Here is a 16,163-nt window from a genome sequence, read left to right as displayed (position 1 = left end):
ACGCCTTAGAAAACGAGCCGCCGGACCCATGCGGGGGCCCGGCGGCTCGTCACCTCACAACGACTTACTCGAACGCGCGGGTGATGATCTCGCGCTGCTCGACCTCGTGCACCTTGCTCGAACCGGCCGACGGGGCGGCCATCGGGCGGCGCGACACGCGGCGGACGGTGCCCAGGTGCTCGGGCAGCAGCTCCGGCAGGGCCAGACCGTAGAACGGCCAGGCACCCTGGTTCGCCGGCTCCTCCTGCACCCAGCGGACGTCCTTCGCGTTCGGGTAGCGCTCCAGGGTCTCGGTCAGCTTGCGGGCCGGGACCGGGTAGAGCTGCTCGACGCGCACGATCGCCACGTCGCCGCCGCCGCGCTTCTCGCGCTCGGCGTGCAGCTCGTAGGAGATCTTGCCGCTGCACAGCAGGACCTTCGTGACCGCGTTCGGATCCTTGATCGTCGGGTCGTCCATCACCGAGTGGAAGCGGTCGCTGATGAACTCCTCCGTGCCGCTGACGGCCGCCTTGAGGCGCAGCATCGACTTCGGCGTGAACACCACGAGCGGCCGGTCGACGCCGTCGAGGGCGTGGCGGCGCAGCAGGTGGAAGTAGTTCGCCGGGGTCGACGGCACCGCGACGGTCATGGAGCCCTCGGCGCACAGCTGCAGCCAGCGCTCGATGCGGCCCGACGTGTGGTCAGGGCCCTGGCCCTCGTGGCCGTGCGGCAGCAGGATCACGACGTCGGAACGCTGACCCCACTTGGCCTCACCGGACGAGATGAACTCGTCGATGATCGGCTGCGCGCCGTTCACGAAGTCACCGAACTGCGCCTCCCACAGCACCAGCGCCTGCGGGTTCGCGACCGAGTAGCCGTACTCGAAACCGACCGCCGCGAACTCCGACAGCACCGAGTCGTAGACCATGAACTTGCCCTGGTCGTCCGACAGGTTCTGCAGCGGCGTGTACTCGTCGCCGGTCTTGCGGTCGACCAGGGTCGCGTGGCGCTGCACGAACGTGCCGCGGCGCGAGTCCTGACCGGCCAGGCGGACCTTGCGGCCCTCCATCGACAGCGAGCCGAGCGCGAGCAGTTCCGCGAACGCCCAGTCGATGCCGCCCTCGCGCGCCATCTTCGCGCGGCGCTCGAGCACCGGCTTGACGCGGGCGTGCGGGGTGAAGCCCTCCGGCAGGTTCACGTGCGCGTCGGCGATGTGCTCCAGCACCTCGCGCGAGATGCCGGTGGGCAGCTTCGCCGGGATCTGCTGCTCGGCCTCCACCGACGGGCTGACCGTCACCGGGTGCTTCTCGAGCTCGCGCACCTCGTTGAAGACGTGCTCCAGCTGGCTGGAGAAGTCCTGCAGCGCCTTCTCGGCCTCTTCGACCGTGATGTCGCCGCGGCCGATCAGGGACTCGGTGTAGGTCTTGCGGACCGAGCGCTTCTGGTCGATCACGTCGTACATCGCCGGCTGCGTCATCGAGGGGTCGTCGCCCTCGTTGTGGCCGCGGCGGCGGTAGCAGACCATGTCGATCACGACGTCCTTGTGGAACGCCTGGCGGTACTCGACGGCCAGCTTCGCGACCCAGTAGCAGGCCTCCGGGTCGTCGCCGTTCACGTGGAAGACCGGCGAGCCGATCATCTTCGCGACGTCGGTCGAGTACTTCGACGACCGCGAGTGCTCCGGCGCGGTGGTGAAGCCGACCTGGTTGTTCACGACGATGTGGACCGTGCCACCGGTGCGGTAACCGCGCACCAGCGCCAGGTTCAGCGTCTCGGCCACGACACCCTGGCCCGCGAACGCCGCGTCACCGTGCATGGCGACCGGCAGGACGGGGAAGAAGTCGCCACCCTTGTCGAGCAGGTCCTGCTTGGCGCGCACGATGCCTTCGAGCACCGGGTCGACGGCCTCGAGGTGCGACGGGTTCGCCGTCAGCGACACCTTGGTCTCGCCGTCGCCGAACATCCGGAAGTACTTGCCCTCGGCGCCGAGGTGGTACTTCACGTCGCCGGAGCCGTGCGCCTGGCCGGGGTCGAGGTTGCCCTCGAACTCGCGGAAGATCTGCGAGATCGGCTTGCCGACGATGTTCGCGAGCACGTTCAGGCGGCCGCGGTGCGGCATGCCGATGACGACCTCGTCGAGCTCGTGCTCTGCGGCCTTGTCGAGCACCGCGTCGAGCAGCGGGATGACGGTCTCGCCGCCCTCCAGCGAGAAGCGCTTCTGGCCGACGTACTTGGTCTGCAGGAACGTCTCGAACGCCTCAGCCGCGTTCAGCTTGCTGAGGATGTACTTCTGCACGGTGGCCGGCGGCTTCTCGTGCGGAACCTCGACGCGGTCCTGGATCCAGCGACGCTCTTCCGGCTCCAGGATGTGCATGTACTCGACGCCGACGGTGCGGCAGTACGAGTTGCGCAGCACGCCCAGGATGTCGCGCAGCTTCATCCGCTCCTGGCCGGCGAACCCGCCGACCGGGAACTCGCGGTCCAGGTCCCACAGCGTCAGGCCGTGGCTGAGCACGTCCAGGTCGGCGTGGGAGCGCTGGCGGTAGTTCAGCGGGTCCGTGTCGGCCATCAGGTGGCCGCGGGTGCGGAACGCGTCGATCAGCTCGATGACGCGGGCCGTCTTGTCGACCGCGCCTTCCGGGATGTCGGCGACCCAGCGGATCGGCTCGTAGGGCAGCCGCAGCGACGCGAAGATGTCGTCGTAGAAGCCGTCCTCGCCGAGCAGCAGCTGGTGCACGCGCTTGAGGAACTCGCCCGACTCCGCGCCCTGGATGATGCGGTGGTCGTACGTGGAGGTCAGCGTGATGATCTTGCTGACGCCCATGTCGGTGAGCGCCTGCTCGCTGGTGCCCTGGAAGTGCGCGGGGTACTCCATCGCGCCGACGCCGATGATCGCGCCCTGACCGGCCTGCAGCCGCGGCACCGAGTGGTTCGTGCCGATCGTGCCGGGGTTGGTCAGCGAGATCGTGGTACCGGAGAAGTCGTCCGCCGTCAGCGAACCGCCGCGGGCCTTGCGGATCAGGTCCTCGTAGGCCTGCCAGAACTGCGTGAACGTCATGTTCTCGCAGCCCTTGACCGACGCGACGACCAGCGTGCGCTGCCCGTCCTTGCCGGGCAGGTCGATCGCCAGGCCGAAGTTCACGTGCTCCGGCGTGACGACGAACGGCTTGCCGTCGACCTCGGCGTAGTGCCGGTTCATGTTCGGGTACGCCTGCAGCGCCCGGACCACCGCGTAGCCGATGACGTGCGTGAAGGAGACCTTCCCGCCGCGCGTCCGCTTCAGGTGGTTGTTGATCACGATGCGGTTGTCGGCCAGCAGCTTGGCGGGCACGGCGCGCACGCTGGTCGCGGTCGGAACGGTGAGCGACAGCTCCATGTTCTTCGCGATCGCGGCGGAGGCGCCGCGCAGCTGCTTCTGCTCGGCCTGCGCGCTCTGCGTGACCGGCTTGGCCTTCGCGGCCTGCTGCGGCGTCGCCTTGCCGGTCTGCGGCAGCGTGGCCGCGGGCTTCGGCTGGGCGGCCGGCTTGGGTGCGGCGGCGGGCGCGGCCTTGCCGTTGTCGGCGGCTGGCGGCGTCACGGTCGCGGTCGTGGTGGCCGTTCCGCCACCCGCCGCGCTCGCCGTGGCGGTGCCGTTGCCACCCGCACGCTTGTAGTCGGCAAAGAAGTCATGCCATGCCGGGTCTACGGATGACGGGTCCGCGAGGAACTGCTCGTACATCTCCTCGACGAGCCACTCGTTCGGCCCGAATTGTGACGCAGGACTGCTGCTGGACACGGCTGGCGCTCGCCTCTATCCATCTCGCTCTTGGTGTTGACTCATGCGGTAGTCAGGCTAGTCCCCCTGGCCCGCGCCTTCACACGCTGGAGGCACCTGGCAAGGAGTGCTCAGTCACAGGATCGATCAGGACGGGCCTGGCGTCACCCGCAGTTGAGCAATTCTTGATGTGCGTCTCACTACGTCTCCTCTCTTTCGGGCAATGGTGGTTGAGCTGTTGGACGGGCATACGCACCGAGAGCAGTGATCAGTTCACGATAGGTGCCGGAAGTGCACCCCACGGGTTGATCTTGTTCAGGTGAGCGAACCTCGGATCGAGCTGGTCATCGCCTGCACGAAGCGCTCCCTCGTCGTTTCCGGGACGCGGTCGAGCGACAGGTAGGGGTTGAGGTCCTCGAGCTCGACCAGCAGCAGGCCGCCGTCCTGGGTGCGGCAGGCGTCGACGCGCTGGATGCCGTGGCCGAGGTCGTTCCAGTCGATGAACCTCTGCGCGAATTCCAGGTCCGCGGTCGTCGGGGTGTAGCTCGTGAGTTCCCAGCGGTGCGCCGGGTCCGGTGCGTTCAGCGCGTACTGGAACTCGTGGTCCACGAAGTAGAACGAGACCTCGTACCGGAAATCGATCTTGGGCTGGATGAGGAGACCTGATTTGTTCGCGAGTTCGTCTCGGGCGACGAACTCCAGGCCGTGCGAGTCGGCGCCGGCTTTGGGTTTCACGACGTACTCGGCCGCGTCGGGGAGCCGGTCCAGGTGGTCCGGGGTGTCGATCGTGGGGATCACCGGGTAGTTCAGGCCGGTCAGGTCGATCAGGTACTGCTTGCCGGCCATGTCGGCCTTGCCGGTGAGCGGGTTGTAGACGCGCTGACCTGTCGCGTTCGCCTGCTTCTTGAAGTGTTCGTAGGCGTCCTGGTAGCCGATCACCGGGCCGCTGTTGCGGACGACGACCGTGTCGAAGCCCCGCATCAGGTGCGCGGCGTCTTCCGGGTGGCAGACGGCCAGGTTGAACGCCTTGCGGAGCTGCGAGGTCAGGTAGATGTCCTCGTCGCAGTAGCGCCTGCCTCTGGCGGGGTAGGCGAGGTCGGAGACGTAGAGGACAGAGGGCACGGCGGGACTCCTAACCGACCAGGCGGCGACGCCAGTCCAGCGGGGTGAGGTTGATGGCCCGGCCGGGGTCGCGGTCCCACTCGGTGCGCAGTCCCGCTGCTTCGAGGGCGGCTACGACCTCGTCGCCGATGGCCGTGGTGGTTTCTTCGGTGCCGTCGAAACCGCCGTAGAGCAGCATCAGCCCGTGGCCGGACGCGGCTCCGTCAGTGCACTGAGAGTGGAAGTAGACGAAGCCGCGGGCACCGGGCGCGCTCTCCCCGCCGATCTCGGCCTGGCCGCAACTCCGGCAGCAGGTGAAGTTCTCGCGGGCCGTGATGCCGGCCTTGTTCAGCGCTTCGAACGCCCTGGTGAGCCGCTCCGGGTCGGTCTCGCCGTGCCAGGATTCCTGCTCGGCGACCCGTTCCAGCCACAACTGGTCCACCAGCGCGCGCGCCTGCTCCGGCGTGACAGGCCTGCGGTCGCCGTCGACCAGGTAGTCCTCCGCGAGTTCGGCCAGCTCGGCGCGGTCCGCGTACCCGCCGTTCAGGACCTCGCGGACACGTTCTTCCAGCTGATCGCGCTCGTCCTCGTCGAGATCGAGCGGCGGCGCCTCGGGGGCGGGGCCGAGGTCGAGCTTCGACCAGTTCAGCCCGCTGTCCCACCCGGCTTGCCGGCCGGCCCAGCCGGTCAGGGCCTTCGCGACTGTCTCGGCGGTGCCGGCGTTCGTCTGGAGGTGTGCGGCTCCGGCGCGGTGCTCCAGCGTGTAGTCGCCGCCGGCCTCGTGCCAGATCTGCGCGAACACGTCGGGCAGGTCCGGGATCCGCTGGACGACCAGGAAGCGGTCGCCTGGGCCGCCGATGCGCTCGACCAGTGCGGCCAGGGCCTCGGCGGTGGGGCGGACGTGCCGCTCGCTGTTCTCCGTCTCCACCATGATCTCGAGCATTGGCAGACAGTAGGCGGCTCAGGGACGCGGTCGGTCAGGCGGCGGCTTCCGGGGTGCCGTGGCGCCACAGGTGGGCGTAGGCGCCGTTGGCGGCCAAGAGGTCGGTGTGGGTGCCTTGCTCGACGATGCGGCCGTCGGCCAGGACGACGATGCGGTCGGCTCGGGCCGCGGTGGCCAGGCGGTGGGCGACCACGAAGGTGGTGCGGGAGCCGGTCAGGTGGTCGGCGGCGGCCAGGACCGCGGATTCCGTCGCGGGGTCGAGGGCCGCGGTGGCCTCGTCCAGCAGGAGCAGGTCCGGGTTGACCAGCTCGGCTCGTGCCAGGGCGAGGAGTTGGCGCTGGCCCGCGGAGAGGCGGGTGCCGCGTTCGCCCACCGGTTGGCGGAAGCCGTTGGGGAGGCTCGCGACCATCGGGAGGGCGCCGACGGTTTCCACGGCGTGCTGGATTTCCGGCTCGGTGGCGGTGGGGCGGCCGTAGGCGACGTTCGCGGCCACGTCGCCGCCGAAGAGGTGGGCCTCCTGGGGGACCACGCCCAGGCGTTGGCGGTAGGCCGAGAGGTCGTAGGTGCGGACGTCCACGCCGTCGATCAGGACCGAACCCGCGGTGGCGTCGTAGAAGCGGGCGATCAGTTTGACCAGAGTGGACTTGCCAGCGCCGGTTTCGCCCACCAGGGCGACGGTTTCGCCCGGCGTCACGCGCAGGGAGACGTTGTCGAGGGCCGGGTGGTCGGCGCCCTGGTAGGTGAAGGAGACGTTGCGCAGCTCCACCTCGCCGCGCAGGCGGGGCGGTACCGGGACCGGGTCCGAGGGCGGTTCGACCGAGGTCGGGGTGCGCAGCAGGTCGCCGATTCGGCGCAGACCCACGCGGGCTTGCTGGTAGCCGTCGAAGACACCGGAGAGCTGCTGGATCGGGCTGAAGAACAGGCCCAGGTAGAGCAGGAACGCCAGCAGCACACCGGGAGTCAGCGTGCCGGTGGCCACCCGGTGGGCACCGACGGCCAGCACTACCGCCTGGGCCACCCCGGAAAGCAGTGCCACGAAAGGGAAGTAGGTGGCGATGTAGCGCTGGGCGCGCAGGCGGGAGCGGCGGTAGGCGTCGCTGCGTTCGGCGAAGGCCTCCGCGGAGTGGCGTTCGCGGGTGTAGGCCTGGGAGACGCGCAGGCCCGAGACGTTCTCCTGGAGGTCGGCGTTGACCGCGCTGACGCGTTCGCGGGCCTCGGCGTAGGCCGTGGAGGAGAGGCGCTGGAAGATCGCCGTGGCGACCGCCAGGATCGGCAGCACGGCCAGGGCGATCAGGGCCAGCGAACCGTCGGTGATCACCAGGGCCGCGGTGATGCCCACGACGGTCAGCAGGCTGATCACGGCGGTGACCAGGCCGGTCTGCAGGAACGTCGAGAGAGCGTCGACGTCCGTGGTCATGCGGGTCATGATGCGGCCGGCCATCTCGCGCTCGTAGTAGTCGAGGCCGAGCCGTTGCAGATGGGCGTAACTGCGGACGCGGAGCAGGTAGAGCAGGCGTTCACCGAGGCGAGCGGCGAACACCGTGCTGCCCGTGGTGGTCAGCCAGCCGATCACCACCAGACCCACGCCGAGGCTCACCGCCTGCCACAGCGCGGACTGCCGGCCCGTCATCACGCCGCCGTCCACGCCGAGCCGGACCAGCGCGGGCAAACCCATGCCCACCAACGCATCGAGCACCACGAGGGCACCCACCGCGCCAAGAGCCCAGCGGACCGGGCGCAGCAGGCTGGCCAGGCGGAAACCGGGATCGGGCGCGCGCGGGTCTTCGCCGTGCAGGACCGGGACTTCGGTGGCCGGCGGCAACGCGCGGACCTGGGCCAGCAGCTCGGGGGTCGGCGGGCCGCCGGCGAGAGCGGACATGCCGCCGGCGCCACCTCCGCGCCGGCCGGACGCGGCCGGAGCCGTGGTCCGGGCGTCGTCGATCAGGCGCTGCTCCAGGTCGTCCTGCGAGACCGCCGGCCACAGCTCGCCGCAAGGCTCCGGGGCAGCGGACTCGATGGCCTCGTCCGGGCCCGCAAGCAGATCGCGGTAGAGGGCGCAGCGGGACGTCAGCTCGTCGTGCGTGCCGATGTCGATCACTCGGCCCGCGTCCAGGACGGCGATCCGGTCCGCCAACGACAGCGTCGACCGCCGGTGGGCCACCAGGAGAGTGGTGCGGTTGGCCGTCACCGAGGCGAGGGTCGCGTGGATGGCCGCCTCGGTCGCGTTGTCCACGGCGGACGTCGCGTCGTCCAGTACGAGGATGCGCGGGTCGGAGAGCAGGGCACGGGCCAGGGCCACGCGCTGGCGCTGGCCGCCGGAGAGGGTCAGGCCGCGTTCGCCCACCACCGTGTCGTAGCCGAGCGGGAGGGCCTCGATGAAGTCGTGCGCCTCGGCGGCCTTCGCGGCACGCTCCACTTCCGCGCGCGAGGCGTCGGGACGGCCGTACGCGATGTTCGCGAACACCGTGTCGGAGAAGAGGAACGCCTCTTCGAACACGACGCCGACCGAGCCGCGTAACGACTCCAGGCGCAGCGTGCGGACATCGGCACCACCGACCCGCACGGACCCGGAGTGGACGTCGTAGAAACGGGGCAGCAGCAGGGAAACAGTGGACTTTCCAGAACCCGCGGTGCCCACCAGGGCGAGGGTTTCGCCCGGCTCCACGGAGATCGAGAAGTTCTGCAGCACCGGTTCGCTGCGGGCGTAGCCGAACGTCACGTCCGAGAACGAGACGGCGAGCGGGCCGTCCGGAACCTCGCCGGGGCCGTCGGTCACGTCCGGCTGCGAGTCGATCAGCTCGTACACGCGCGTCACACCGGCCTTGGCCAGCTGCGCGGTCACCACCAGACCGGACAGGATCCTGGTCGGGCCCACCAGGTTGGCCACGTACGTCGTGAACGCGAGGAACGTGCCCAGGGTGACCTGCCCGTGCAACGCCAGCCAGCCGCCCAGAGCGAGCACGCCGACCTGGCCGAGCAACGGCAGCGCCGTCACCGTGGCGAGCGGCCGGGAGGTCAGCCGGGCGGCCCGCATGCGTTCCGCGAACAGGGCGCGAGCGTGCTTCTCCAGGCGCGCCACCTCGCGCATCTCCTGGCCGAAGCCCTTCACCACGCGCACACCGGTGACGGTCTCCTCGACCTGCTGTGCCAGATCGGCCGCTCGTTGCTGCGCCGACCACGTGGCCGGGAACAACGTCAGCCGGGTGCGCCCGGCCAGCCACGCCACCAGCGGCAGCACGATGACGGCGATCAAGGTCAGCGGCACTGAGAGGTAGAGCATCGCGGCCAAAGCAGCCACCGCGAACACCACCGTGCCGACGGCCAGCGGAGCCATCATCAGCAGCGACTGGACCAGCTGCAGGTCGGTGATCGACCGCGACACGATCTGCCCGGTCCGCATCTCGTCCTGCTTCGCGCCGTCGAGCCGCTGCACCGCCGAGAACACGTTGAGCCGCAGATCGTGCTGCACGCCCAGCGCCAGCCGCCCGCCCAGGTACCGGCGCAAGTACGCCGAGCCGAACGTGAGCAGCTCCAGCACGATCAACGCCACCATCAACGCCCAGAGGCGGTCGGTGCGGCCCGCCGTCGAGTCGTCGATCGCGGTCTTGAGCAGCAACGGGCCCGCCGCCTGCAGCCCGACACCGACGACGGCGGCGAGCACCGACAGCACCACCAGGCGGGGGTGCTGCCAGCACGCGGCAGTCAGTCGGCGGATCCAGCCTTTTGTCACGCAGCCAAGACTACGGATGGGGTCCGACAGTCAACTAGATCTTGAATATATGCAGGTCAGGTGATGTCCTTGCGGGCCGTCAGTGCCCAGCCGCCGCCGAACGCGACCGCCACCCAGCCGAGGAAGATCAGGCCCGACAGCCACCACGACTGCGCGCCGCCCGCGCCCGCGAACATCCGCAGGAACGTGATGGCCTCCTCCGGCACCACGCCGGCCTTCGAGAGGAACAGGTCCACGACGACCGAGCCGGTGAGCCCGTTCACCGACCCGTTCGGCAGGAACCCGACGACCGTCTCCGGCGTGCCCGCGATCCGCAGGCCGAGCAGCACCGCGTTCTCGATCACCACGAAGTACATGGTCAGCAGCACGACCACGCCGGCGGTGTTCGGGATCAACGCGCCCAGACCGATGCCGAACATCGTCATCAGGATCGACGACACCACGCAGACCAGCGTGAGCATCGCCCAGCCGCCGGAGTCGGGCAGCTGACCCGACGAACTGGTCAGTACCACGCCGAGCGCGACGAACCCCATGATCGCCAGCCCGTAGATCGCGCCCCACAGCGCGTAGACGAGCATCTTCGCCAGCATGGTGTGCATCCGCGACGGCGCCGTCAGGAACGTCGTGGTGATCGTCCGCCTGCCGATCTCACCGGAGACCGCGAGCGCACCGAAGATCAACGGGAACACCGTGGCGAGGTTGATCGACCGCGCGATGCCGAACAGCGAGAACTTCCACTGGTCCGGCGTGACCCCGAGCATCTCCGAGAGCTGCTCCGCGTCCGCGCTCGACGTGAGGTCGACGAAGGCGCGCCCGATCAGGCCGGAGAGCAGGCCTCCGCCCAACGCCACCAGCACCGTCGGGATCAGCAGGCCCCACCACAGTCCGGTCGTCGTCGTCTTGCGGAGTTCCGCCTGTACGAGGTTGCCCATCAGGCCCAACCACCCTGCTGCTGATACGGAGCCGGCGCCTGTCCGGCGTACTGACCACTGGTGAGCTGGAAGAAGATCCGTTCCAGGTCGACCTGCTCCTCCTGGATGCCGTAGACCGACACGCCCGCGCGCAACGCGACGTCCGCGACGTGCTTCGAGTCCACTCCGGACACGGCGAGCCGCCCGTCCACGAGCTGCTCGATCGTCAGCACGCCGCCCTCTCGCAGCGCGGTCGCGAGCGCACCGACGTCCGATGGCTGCACGAGAACGCGGCGTTGTTGTTGCTGGCGAAGGTGTTCCAACGGCCCGTAGTACATCGTCTGCCCACGGGAGATGATCACGACCTGGTCGACCGTCTGCTCGACCTCGGCCAGCAGGTGGCTGGAGATCAGCACGGTGCGACCCATGCGGGCGTAGGACTGCAGGAACGTGCGCAGCCACGCGATGCCCTCGGGATCCAGCCCGTTCGCCGGCTCGTCGAGCACCAGCACCTGCGGATCACCGAGCAACGCCGTGGCCACCGCCAGCCGTTGCTTCATGCCCAGCGAGAACCCGCCGACCGCGCGGTCGGCCGCGGTGGCGAGGCCGACCAGGCTCAGCACCTGGTCGGCCTGCGTGTCCGGCACGCCGATCGCCGCCGCGTAGACCCGCAGGTGGTTGCGCGCGGTGCGGCGCGGGTGGAAGCCCTGCGCCTCCAGCACCGCACCCACCACGCGGCCGGGCTGGCCGAGCTGGTGGAACTGCCGTCCGTTGATCGTCGCCGTGCCGCTCGTGGGCGTCACCAGACCCAGCAGCATGCGCAGGGTCGTCGTCTTCCCCGCGCCGTTCGGGCCGAGAAAGCCCGTCACACTGCCGGGGGACACGGTGAAGCTCAGGTTCTGCACCGCGGTGACCGAACCGAACTGCTTGGTCAGGTTCTGGACCGCGATGAGGCCGCTGCCGTCATGCATGCGGCCCATCCTGCCTGAAGTGTCAGTCGGGCAAGGCGTGCTTCGGACGTGTCACGACCGGAGCCCGGTGCACCTGCGGCGGCACGTCGGACAAGATCGGCGGCAGTTCGGTGGTCAGCTCGACCGGTGTTTCCTCGGGAATCTCGATCGTGCCTGATCGGGTGAACGGGTTGCGCAACGGCTTGCGGCGTTCCCGGTGCGGCAGACCCTCGCCGATCAGGTGCTGATGAGCCATGTTCCAGACCTGGCAGGGCCACCGCCGTCGCCGCAACCAGCCAGGACACGCCTTGCAGCGGCCGTCCTCATCGGGCTGGTGGACCGTCAGCAGCAGGCGCCAGCCGTCCGCCAGGCGGTGGATCTCCGCGCGGGCCAGGGGCACCAGGGCCTCGGCCTCGCCGTGCTCGGCCACCTTGTCCAGCAGTGCCAGCCGTTGCAGCACCGCGTCTCGCAGGGCGTCGTCCATCACATCTTCGCCGTGGCCTGGTCGAGCAAAGAGCCCAGCCGACGCGTCTGAGTGGCGGACATCACAGCGGTCTCGCCCGGTGGCGTGACCAGGAGAACTCGGTCGTTCTCGACCAGAACGGTCATCGATCTGTCCCGACCGAACGGGTCGTGGCAGTGGATCCATCCCTGTGGTTCAGCCATGGAATCTCCCTTCGAGGGACACCCGACTCCGTCTTCATCGGTCGTTGGCCCTGCTCGCCGCACCGCGCGAGGGGGAATTCACTCGTTTGCTGGACGGGCCCAACACGGGCAGTGGTCCAGTTGGGGAAACTTTCTGGTCGCGTTTCGGTGGGGGTGCTGGGCGGCGGTGCCTCGGGCCCGCTATATTTGGTGACGGCGGCCCCGCTCCCAGTGACCCCCAGGCTGGTTGAGCGCGGCCGCCCTTTACGTGGCGGGCTCTGGCGCTCATCGACCTTCGGCCGATTTCGCCAGAGCCCGCAGTGTTTTTCGGGGGACACCCCCGAACCCCCGGGTCTCCCCCTTCTCCCCCTTTTCGCCGGCTGCGGGCACTCCTCGTCTCTGAGCGAAATCCTCTTGCGCCCTGCGGTCTCGTACGATGTAAGTTGCTCGTACACCGTAAGGGGGACGAGAGATGACTTCGACGACCGAGAAGATCGGGGTGCACCCGCATCCCCAGCGCTGGGCCGTGCTCGGCGTGCTCTGCCTGTCCGTGATGGTCGTGGTGCTGGACAACACCGTGCTGAACGTGGCGATCCCGTCGATCTCCACGGGTCTCGACGCCAGTACCGCGGACATCCAGTGGATGATCAACGCCTACTCGCTCGCGCTGGCGGGTCTGCTGCTCACGACCGGCAGCCTCAGCGACAGGTTCGGGCGCAAGAAGGCGTTGCTGGGCGGTCTGCTGCTCTTCGGCGCGGGCAGCGCCGTGGCGGCCTACGCGGGCTCGTCCGAGGCGTTGATCGCGGCACGGGGCTTCATGGGCGTCGGCGCGGCGATGCTGATGCCGGGCACGCTGGCCGTGCTGATGCAGTTGTTCGACGAGAAGGAACGCCCGAAGGCCATCGGCATCTGGGCGGCGGTGACGAGCCTCGGCTTCGCGGCCGGGCCGGTGATCGGTGGCGCGCTCATCAAGAACTTCTGGTGGGGCTCGGTGTTCCTGATCAACGTGCCGGTGGCGGTCCTCGCGATCGCGGCCGTGGCGGCGCTGGTGCCGGAGTCCAAGGACCCGACCGTGCGCAAGCCGGACGTCCTCGGCTCGATCCTGTCGATCATCGGCATGGTCTCGCTGGTGTACGCGGTGATCTCGGTGCCGGAGCACGGTTTCGGCTCGCTGGAGTTCGGCGTGCCGGTGGCGCTCGGCGTGGTCACCATGACGGCGTTCGGGCTGTGGGAACGGCACACCGCCGAACCGATGCTGGACCTCGGGTTCTTCAAGGACCGCCGTTTCACCGGTGCGGTGGCGTCGGGCGTGCTGGCGGCGTTCGGCATGGCGGGCTCGCTCTTCCTGCTGACACAACACCTTCAGGGCGTGCTCGGCTACAGCCCGTTGGAGGCCGGCATCCGCGTGGCGCCGATGGCGATCGCGTTGCTCGTCACGAGCAACACCCTGGGCCAGCTCGTGCTGAAACTGGGCGCCGGCAAGGCGATGCTGCTCGGCATGACGATCGTCGCGGGAGGCGTGGCGCTGTTGTCGATCGGCACGACGTATCCGCCGACGCTGGCCGGACTGATCCTCATCGGCGTGGGAGTCGGTGTGGCACAACCAGTTGCGGTCAACGCGCTGATGGGGTCGATTCCCCCGGAACGCGCCGGCATCGCATCCGGGCTCTCCGGCACGTTGACCGAGCTGGGTTCGTCGTTTGGCATCGCGGTGCTCGGCGCGCTGCTGTCGGCCCGGTTCGCTGCCGAGCTTCCGGACGGCGTTCCCGGTCGCTCTTTGAGCGTGGCGTTGCACAGCGGCGCGGACATCACGGTCGTGCGCGACGCGTTCTCGTCCGGTATGAGCGTGAGCCTGGTGATCGGTGCGATCGCCGTGTTCCTGGGAGGTGTTGTGGCCAGCGTGTTGTTGCGGCGTGCTTAGGATCGATGCCGTGGACAGCGTGTTCTTCAGCAAGCCCAGGCCCGGCAGCGGCCAGCCTCTCGGCCTGAGCCGGGAGGCGATCGTCCGCAAGGCGATGGAGATGCTGGACGCGCACGGCATGCAGAAGCTGTCCATGCGCAAGCTCGCCGCCGAGCTGGGCGCGGCACCGATGTCGCTCTACTGGCACGTGCCGACCAAGGACGCGTTGATCGAGCTCTGCCTCGACGAGATCTACGGCGAGTTCCCGCTGCCGGCCCCGGACGCGGACTGGGAGCCCGCGTTGCGCGAGATGATGCACTCGCTGCGTCATCTCGCGCTCAAGCACCCGTGGTGGGTGCGCGGCATCGGCGAGTTCAACTCGATCGGCCCGAACGCGGTGGCGATGGCCGACTCGATGCTCGAACCCATGCTGCGCGCGGGACTGTCGACGGCGGCGGCCGCCCAGTCGGTGTCGACGGTGTCGAGCTTCGTCACCGGGTTCGCGCTGGCCGAGGCGAACTTCGCCGCGCGCGGCGGGATGGACGAGCCGCCGCCGGACCTGGGGAAGATCGCCGACCTGTACCGGGAGAAGCACCCCCGCTACGTCGAGATGCTGAACGATCCGGCGGTGTGGATGCTGGAGGGGCAGTTCGAGTTCGGGCTGGACTGCGTGATCGACGGCATCAAGGCGCGAGTGGCGGCGCTGCGGTCATGAGCGCCTCACCGCGGCCGAAACTGCCGTCCGAGCACGAAGACGTCTACGGCCTGCTGGAGGACATCCGGCTCCGGCCGGAGCTGTGGGTTCCGGGGAGACGGCTCGGGACGCTGCAGACCCTGCTCTGGGGCTATGGCCTTGCTCTGGAGGTGCACGGCGTCGAGGAGCAGTTCGCGTTCGGGTCGAGCCGTGACTTCAGCAGCTGGCTGGCGGCCAGGTTCGGCTGGGGGATGTCCCTCGGCTGGGCCTGTGCCATTGAGGAGTACGGCGGGGCGGACGACCCGCTCGACCTGTTCTTCCGCCTCGTGGACGAGTACCGCGCCGAACTGAAACCGGAATAGGCGAAACCCCCGCAGCGTGATCGCGTGCGGGGGCCTCATTCATTCAGTTGGCCTCAGATGACGGTCTCCAGCGGCGTGTGCACGAGGCCGGTCGCCTCGGCCACCGGGCCGTTGGTCAGCTGGCCGGCGTGGGCGTTGAGGCCCAGGGCGAGCGAACGGTCGTCCTTCAGCGCCTGCGTCCAGCCCTTGTCGGCCAGCGCGACCGCGTAGGGCAGCGTCACGTTGGTCAGCGCGTAGGTCGAGGTGCGCGGGACGGCGCCCGGCATGTTCGCCACGCAGTAGAAGACGGAGTTGTGGACCTCGTAGGTCGGCTCGGCGTGCGTGGTGGGGCGGGAGTCCTCGAAGCAGCCGCCCTGGTCGATGGCGATGTCCACCAGGACGGAGCCCGGCTTCATGTCGGCGACCAGGGAGTTGGAAACCAGCTTCGGAGCCGCGGCACCCGGCACCAGGACGGCGCCGATGACCAGGTCGGCCTCTCGGACGGCCTGCTCGACGGAGAAAGCGTTCGAGGCCAGCGTGCGCAGACGGCCCTGGAACTGGGCGTCGATCTGACGCAGGCGATCGACGTTGGTGTCGAGGATCTGCACGTCCGCGCCCATGCCGACGGCGATGGTGGCGGCGTTGACGCCGGCCACGCCGCCGCCGATCACGACCACGCGGGCCGGGGCGACGCCGGGGACGCCGCCGGGCAGCACGCCGCGGCCGCCGGAGGGCTTCATCAGGGAGAACGCGCCGACCTGCGGAGCCAGCCGGCCCGCGACCTCGGACATCGGGGCGAGCAGCGGCAGCGAGCGGTTCGGCAGCTGCACGGTCTCGTAGGCGATGGCCGTGGTGCCGGAGGCCAGCAGCGCCTCGGTCAGCGGCTTGTCGGCGGCGAGGTGCAGGTACGTGAAGAGGGTCTGGCCGGCGCGCAGACGCGGGTACTCCGCCGCGATCGGCTCCTTGACCTTGAGGACCATGTCGCCCTCGGCCCACACGTCGTCGGCGGAGGCGAGGATCTTGGCGCCCGCGGCGAGGTACTCCTCGTCGGTGATCGCGGAACCGAGGCCGGCGCCCTGCTCGACGAAGACGTCGTGGCCGCGGCTGGTCAGTTCGTGCGCACCGGCAGGGGTGAGAGCGACGCGGTACTCGTGGTTCTTGATCTCGCGGGGCACTGCGATCCGCACGATGACTCCTCCGTTCGGTGGCCGACAT

At 69.3% G+C, this 16,163-nt stretch carries 12 protein-coding genes; 3 read left to right on the top strand and 9 right to left on the bottom strand.

Annotated features, from left to right (window positions below; genetic code table 11):
* Positions 1 to 64: 64 nt before the first annotated feature.
* The 8 genes from UK23_RS15130 to UK23_RS15095 all read right to left on the bottom strand — a co-directional run bounded on the left by UK23_RS15130 (position 65) and on the right by UK23_RS15095 (position 12,034).
* Positions 65 to 3,754 carry a multifunctional oxoglutarate decarboxylase/oxoglutarate dehydrogenase thiamine pyrophosphate-binding subunit/dihydrolipoyllysine-residue succinyltransferase subunit gene (locus UK23_RS15130; protein WP_082114670.1) on the bottom strand — a complete coding sequence of 1,230 codons (3,690 nt, stop codon included), beginning with the start codon at positions 3,752 to 3,754 and terminating at the stop codon, positions 65 to 67.
* A 294-nt stretch (positions 3,755 to 4,048) separates the two neighbouring features.
* A complete protein-coding gene (locus UK23_RS15125) occupies positions 4,049 to 4,855 on the bottom strand; it encodes a hypothetical protein (RefSeq protein ID WP_045312144.1) in 807 nt (268 codons plus the stop codon).
* Between the two features lie 10 nt (positions 4,856 to 4,865).
* On the bottom strand, positions 4,866 to 5,777 hold the full coding sequence (locus UK23_RS15120) for a DUF6891 domain-containing protein (RefSeq protein WP_045312143.1): 912 nt from the start codon (positions 5,775 to 5,777) through the stop codon (positions 4,866 to 4,868).
* A 34-nt stretch (positions 5,778 to 5,811) separates the two neighbouring features.
* Positions 5,812 to 9,507 carry an ABC transporter ATP-binding protein gene (locus UK23_RS15115; protein ID WP_231114512.1) on the bottom strand — a complete coding sequence of 1,232 codons (3,696 nt, stop codon included), beginning with the start codon at positions 9,505 to 9,507 and terminating at the stop codon, positions 5,812 to 5,814.
* Between the two features lie 56 nt (positions 9,508 to 9,563).
* Complete coding sequence (locus UK23_RS15110) at positions 9,564 to 10,439, bottom strand: ABC transporter permease subunit (RefSeq protein ID WP_045312141.1); 876 nt, start codon at positions 10,437 to 10,439, stop codon at positions 9,564 to 9,566.
* Entirely contained in the window at positions 10,439 to 11,389 is a 951-nt protein-coding gene (locus UK23_RS15105; protein WP_082114669.1) for an ABC transporter ATP-binding protein, read from the bottom strand. The genes UK23_RS15110 and UK23_RS15105 overlap by 1 nt, the downstream gene beginning before the upstream one ends.
* 22 nt (positions 11,390 to 11,411) lie before the next feature.
* Positions 11,412 to 11,852, bottom strand: a complete 441-nt coding sequence (locus UK23_RS15100; RefSeq protein WP_045312140.1) for a hypothetical protein — start codon at positions 11,850 to 11,852, stop codon at positions 11,412 to 11,414.
* Entirely contained in the window at positions 11,852 to 12,034 is a 183-nt protein-coding gene (locus tag UK23_RS15095) for a hypothetical protein (protein WP_045312139.1), read from the bottom strand. The genes UK23_RS15100 and UK23_RS15095 overlap by 1 nt, the downstream gene beginning before the upstream one ends.
* A 451-nt stretch (positions 12,035 to 12,485) precedes the next feature.
* Between UK23_RS15095 and UK23_RS15090 the strand changes: the two genes are divergently transcribed.
* From UK23_RS15090 to UK23_RS15080, 3 genes are read left to right on the top strand one after another with little or no spacing between them, the layout of a single operon-like run.
* Positions 12,486 to 13,934, top strand: a complete 1,449-nt coding sequence (locus UK23_RS15090) for an MFS transporter (RefSeq protein ID WP_045312138.1) — start codon at positions 12,486 to 12,488, stop codon at positions 13,932 to 13,934.
* A gap of 10 nt (positions 13,935 to 13,944) precedes the next feature.
* The gene (locus UK23_RS15085) at positions 13,945 to 14,628 is read left to right on the top strand and encodes a TetR/AcrR family transcriptional regulator (protein ID WP_052684682.1); all 684 of its coding nucleotides are present in this window, start codon (positions 13,945 to 13,947) and stop codon (positions 14,626 to 14,628) included.
* Positions 14,625 to 14,969, top strand: a complete 345-nt coding sequence (locus UK23_RS15080) for a hypothetical protein (RefSeq protein WP_045312136.1) — start codon at positions 14,625 to 14,627, stop codon at positions 14,967 to 14,969. The genes UK23_RS15085 and UK23_RS15080 overlap by 4 nt, the downstream gene beginning before the upstream one ends.
* Before the next feature lie 53 nt (positions 14,970 to 15,022).
* Here the strand turns inward: UK23_RS15080 and ald are convergent, their stop codons facing one another.
* A complete protein-coding gene (gene ald / locus UK23_RS15075) occupies positions 15,023 to 16,135 on the bottom strand; it encodes an alanine dehydrogenase (protein ID WP_045312135.1) in 1,113 nt (370 codons plus the stop codon).
* Positions 16,136 to 16,163: the final 28 nt, after the last annotated feature.

This window comes from Lentzea aerocolonigenes (assembly GCF_000955955.1).
Classification (GTDB): domain Bacteria; phylum Actinomycetota; class Actinomycetes; order Mycobacteriales; family Pseudonocardiaceae; genus Lentzea; species Lentzea aerocolonigenes_A.
The sequence above is the reverse complement of the archived record's forward strand: the minus strand, read 5'-3'. Positions and strand labels throughout refer to the sequence as shown.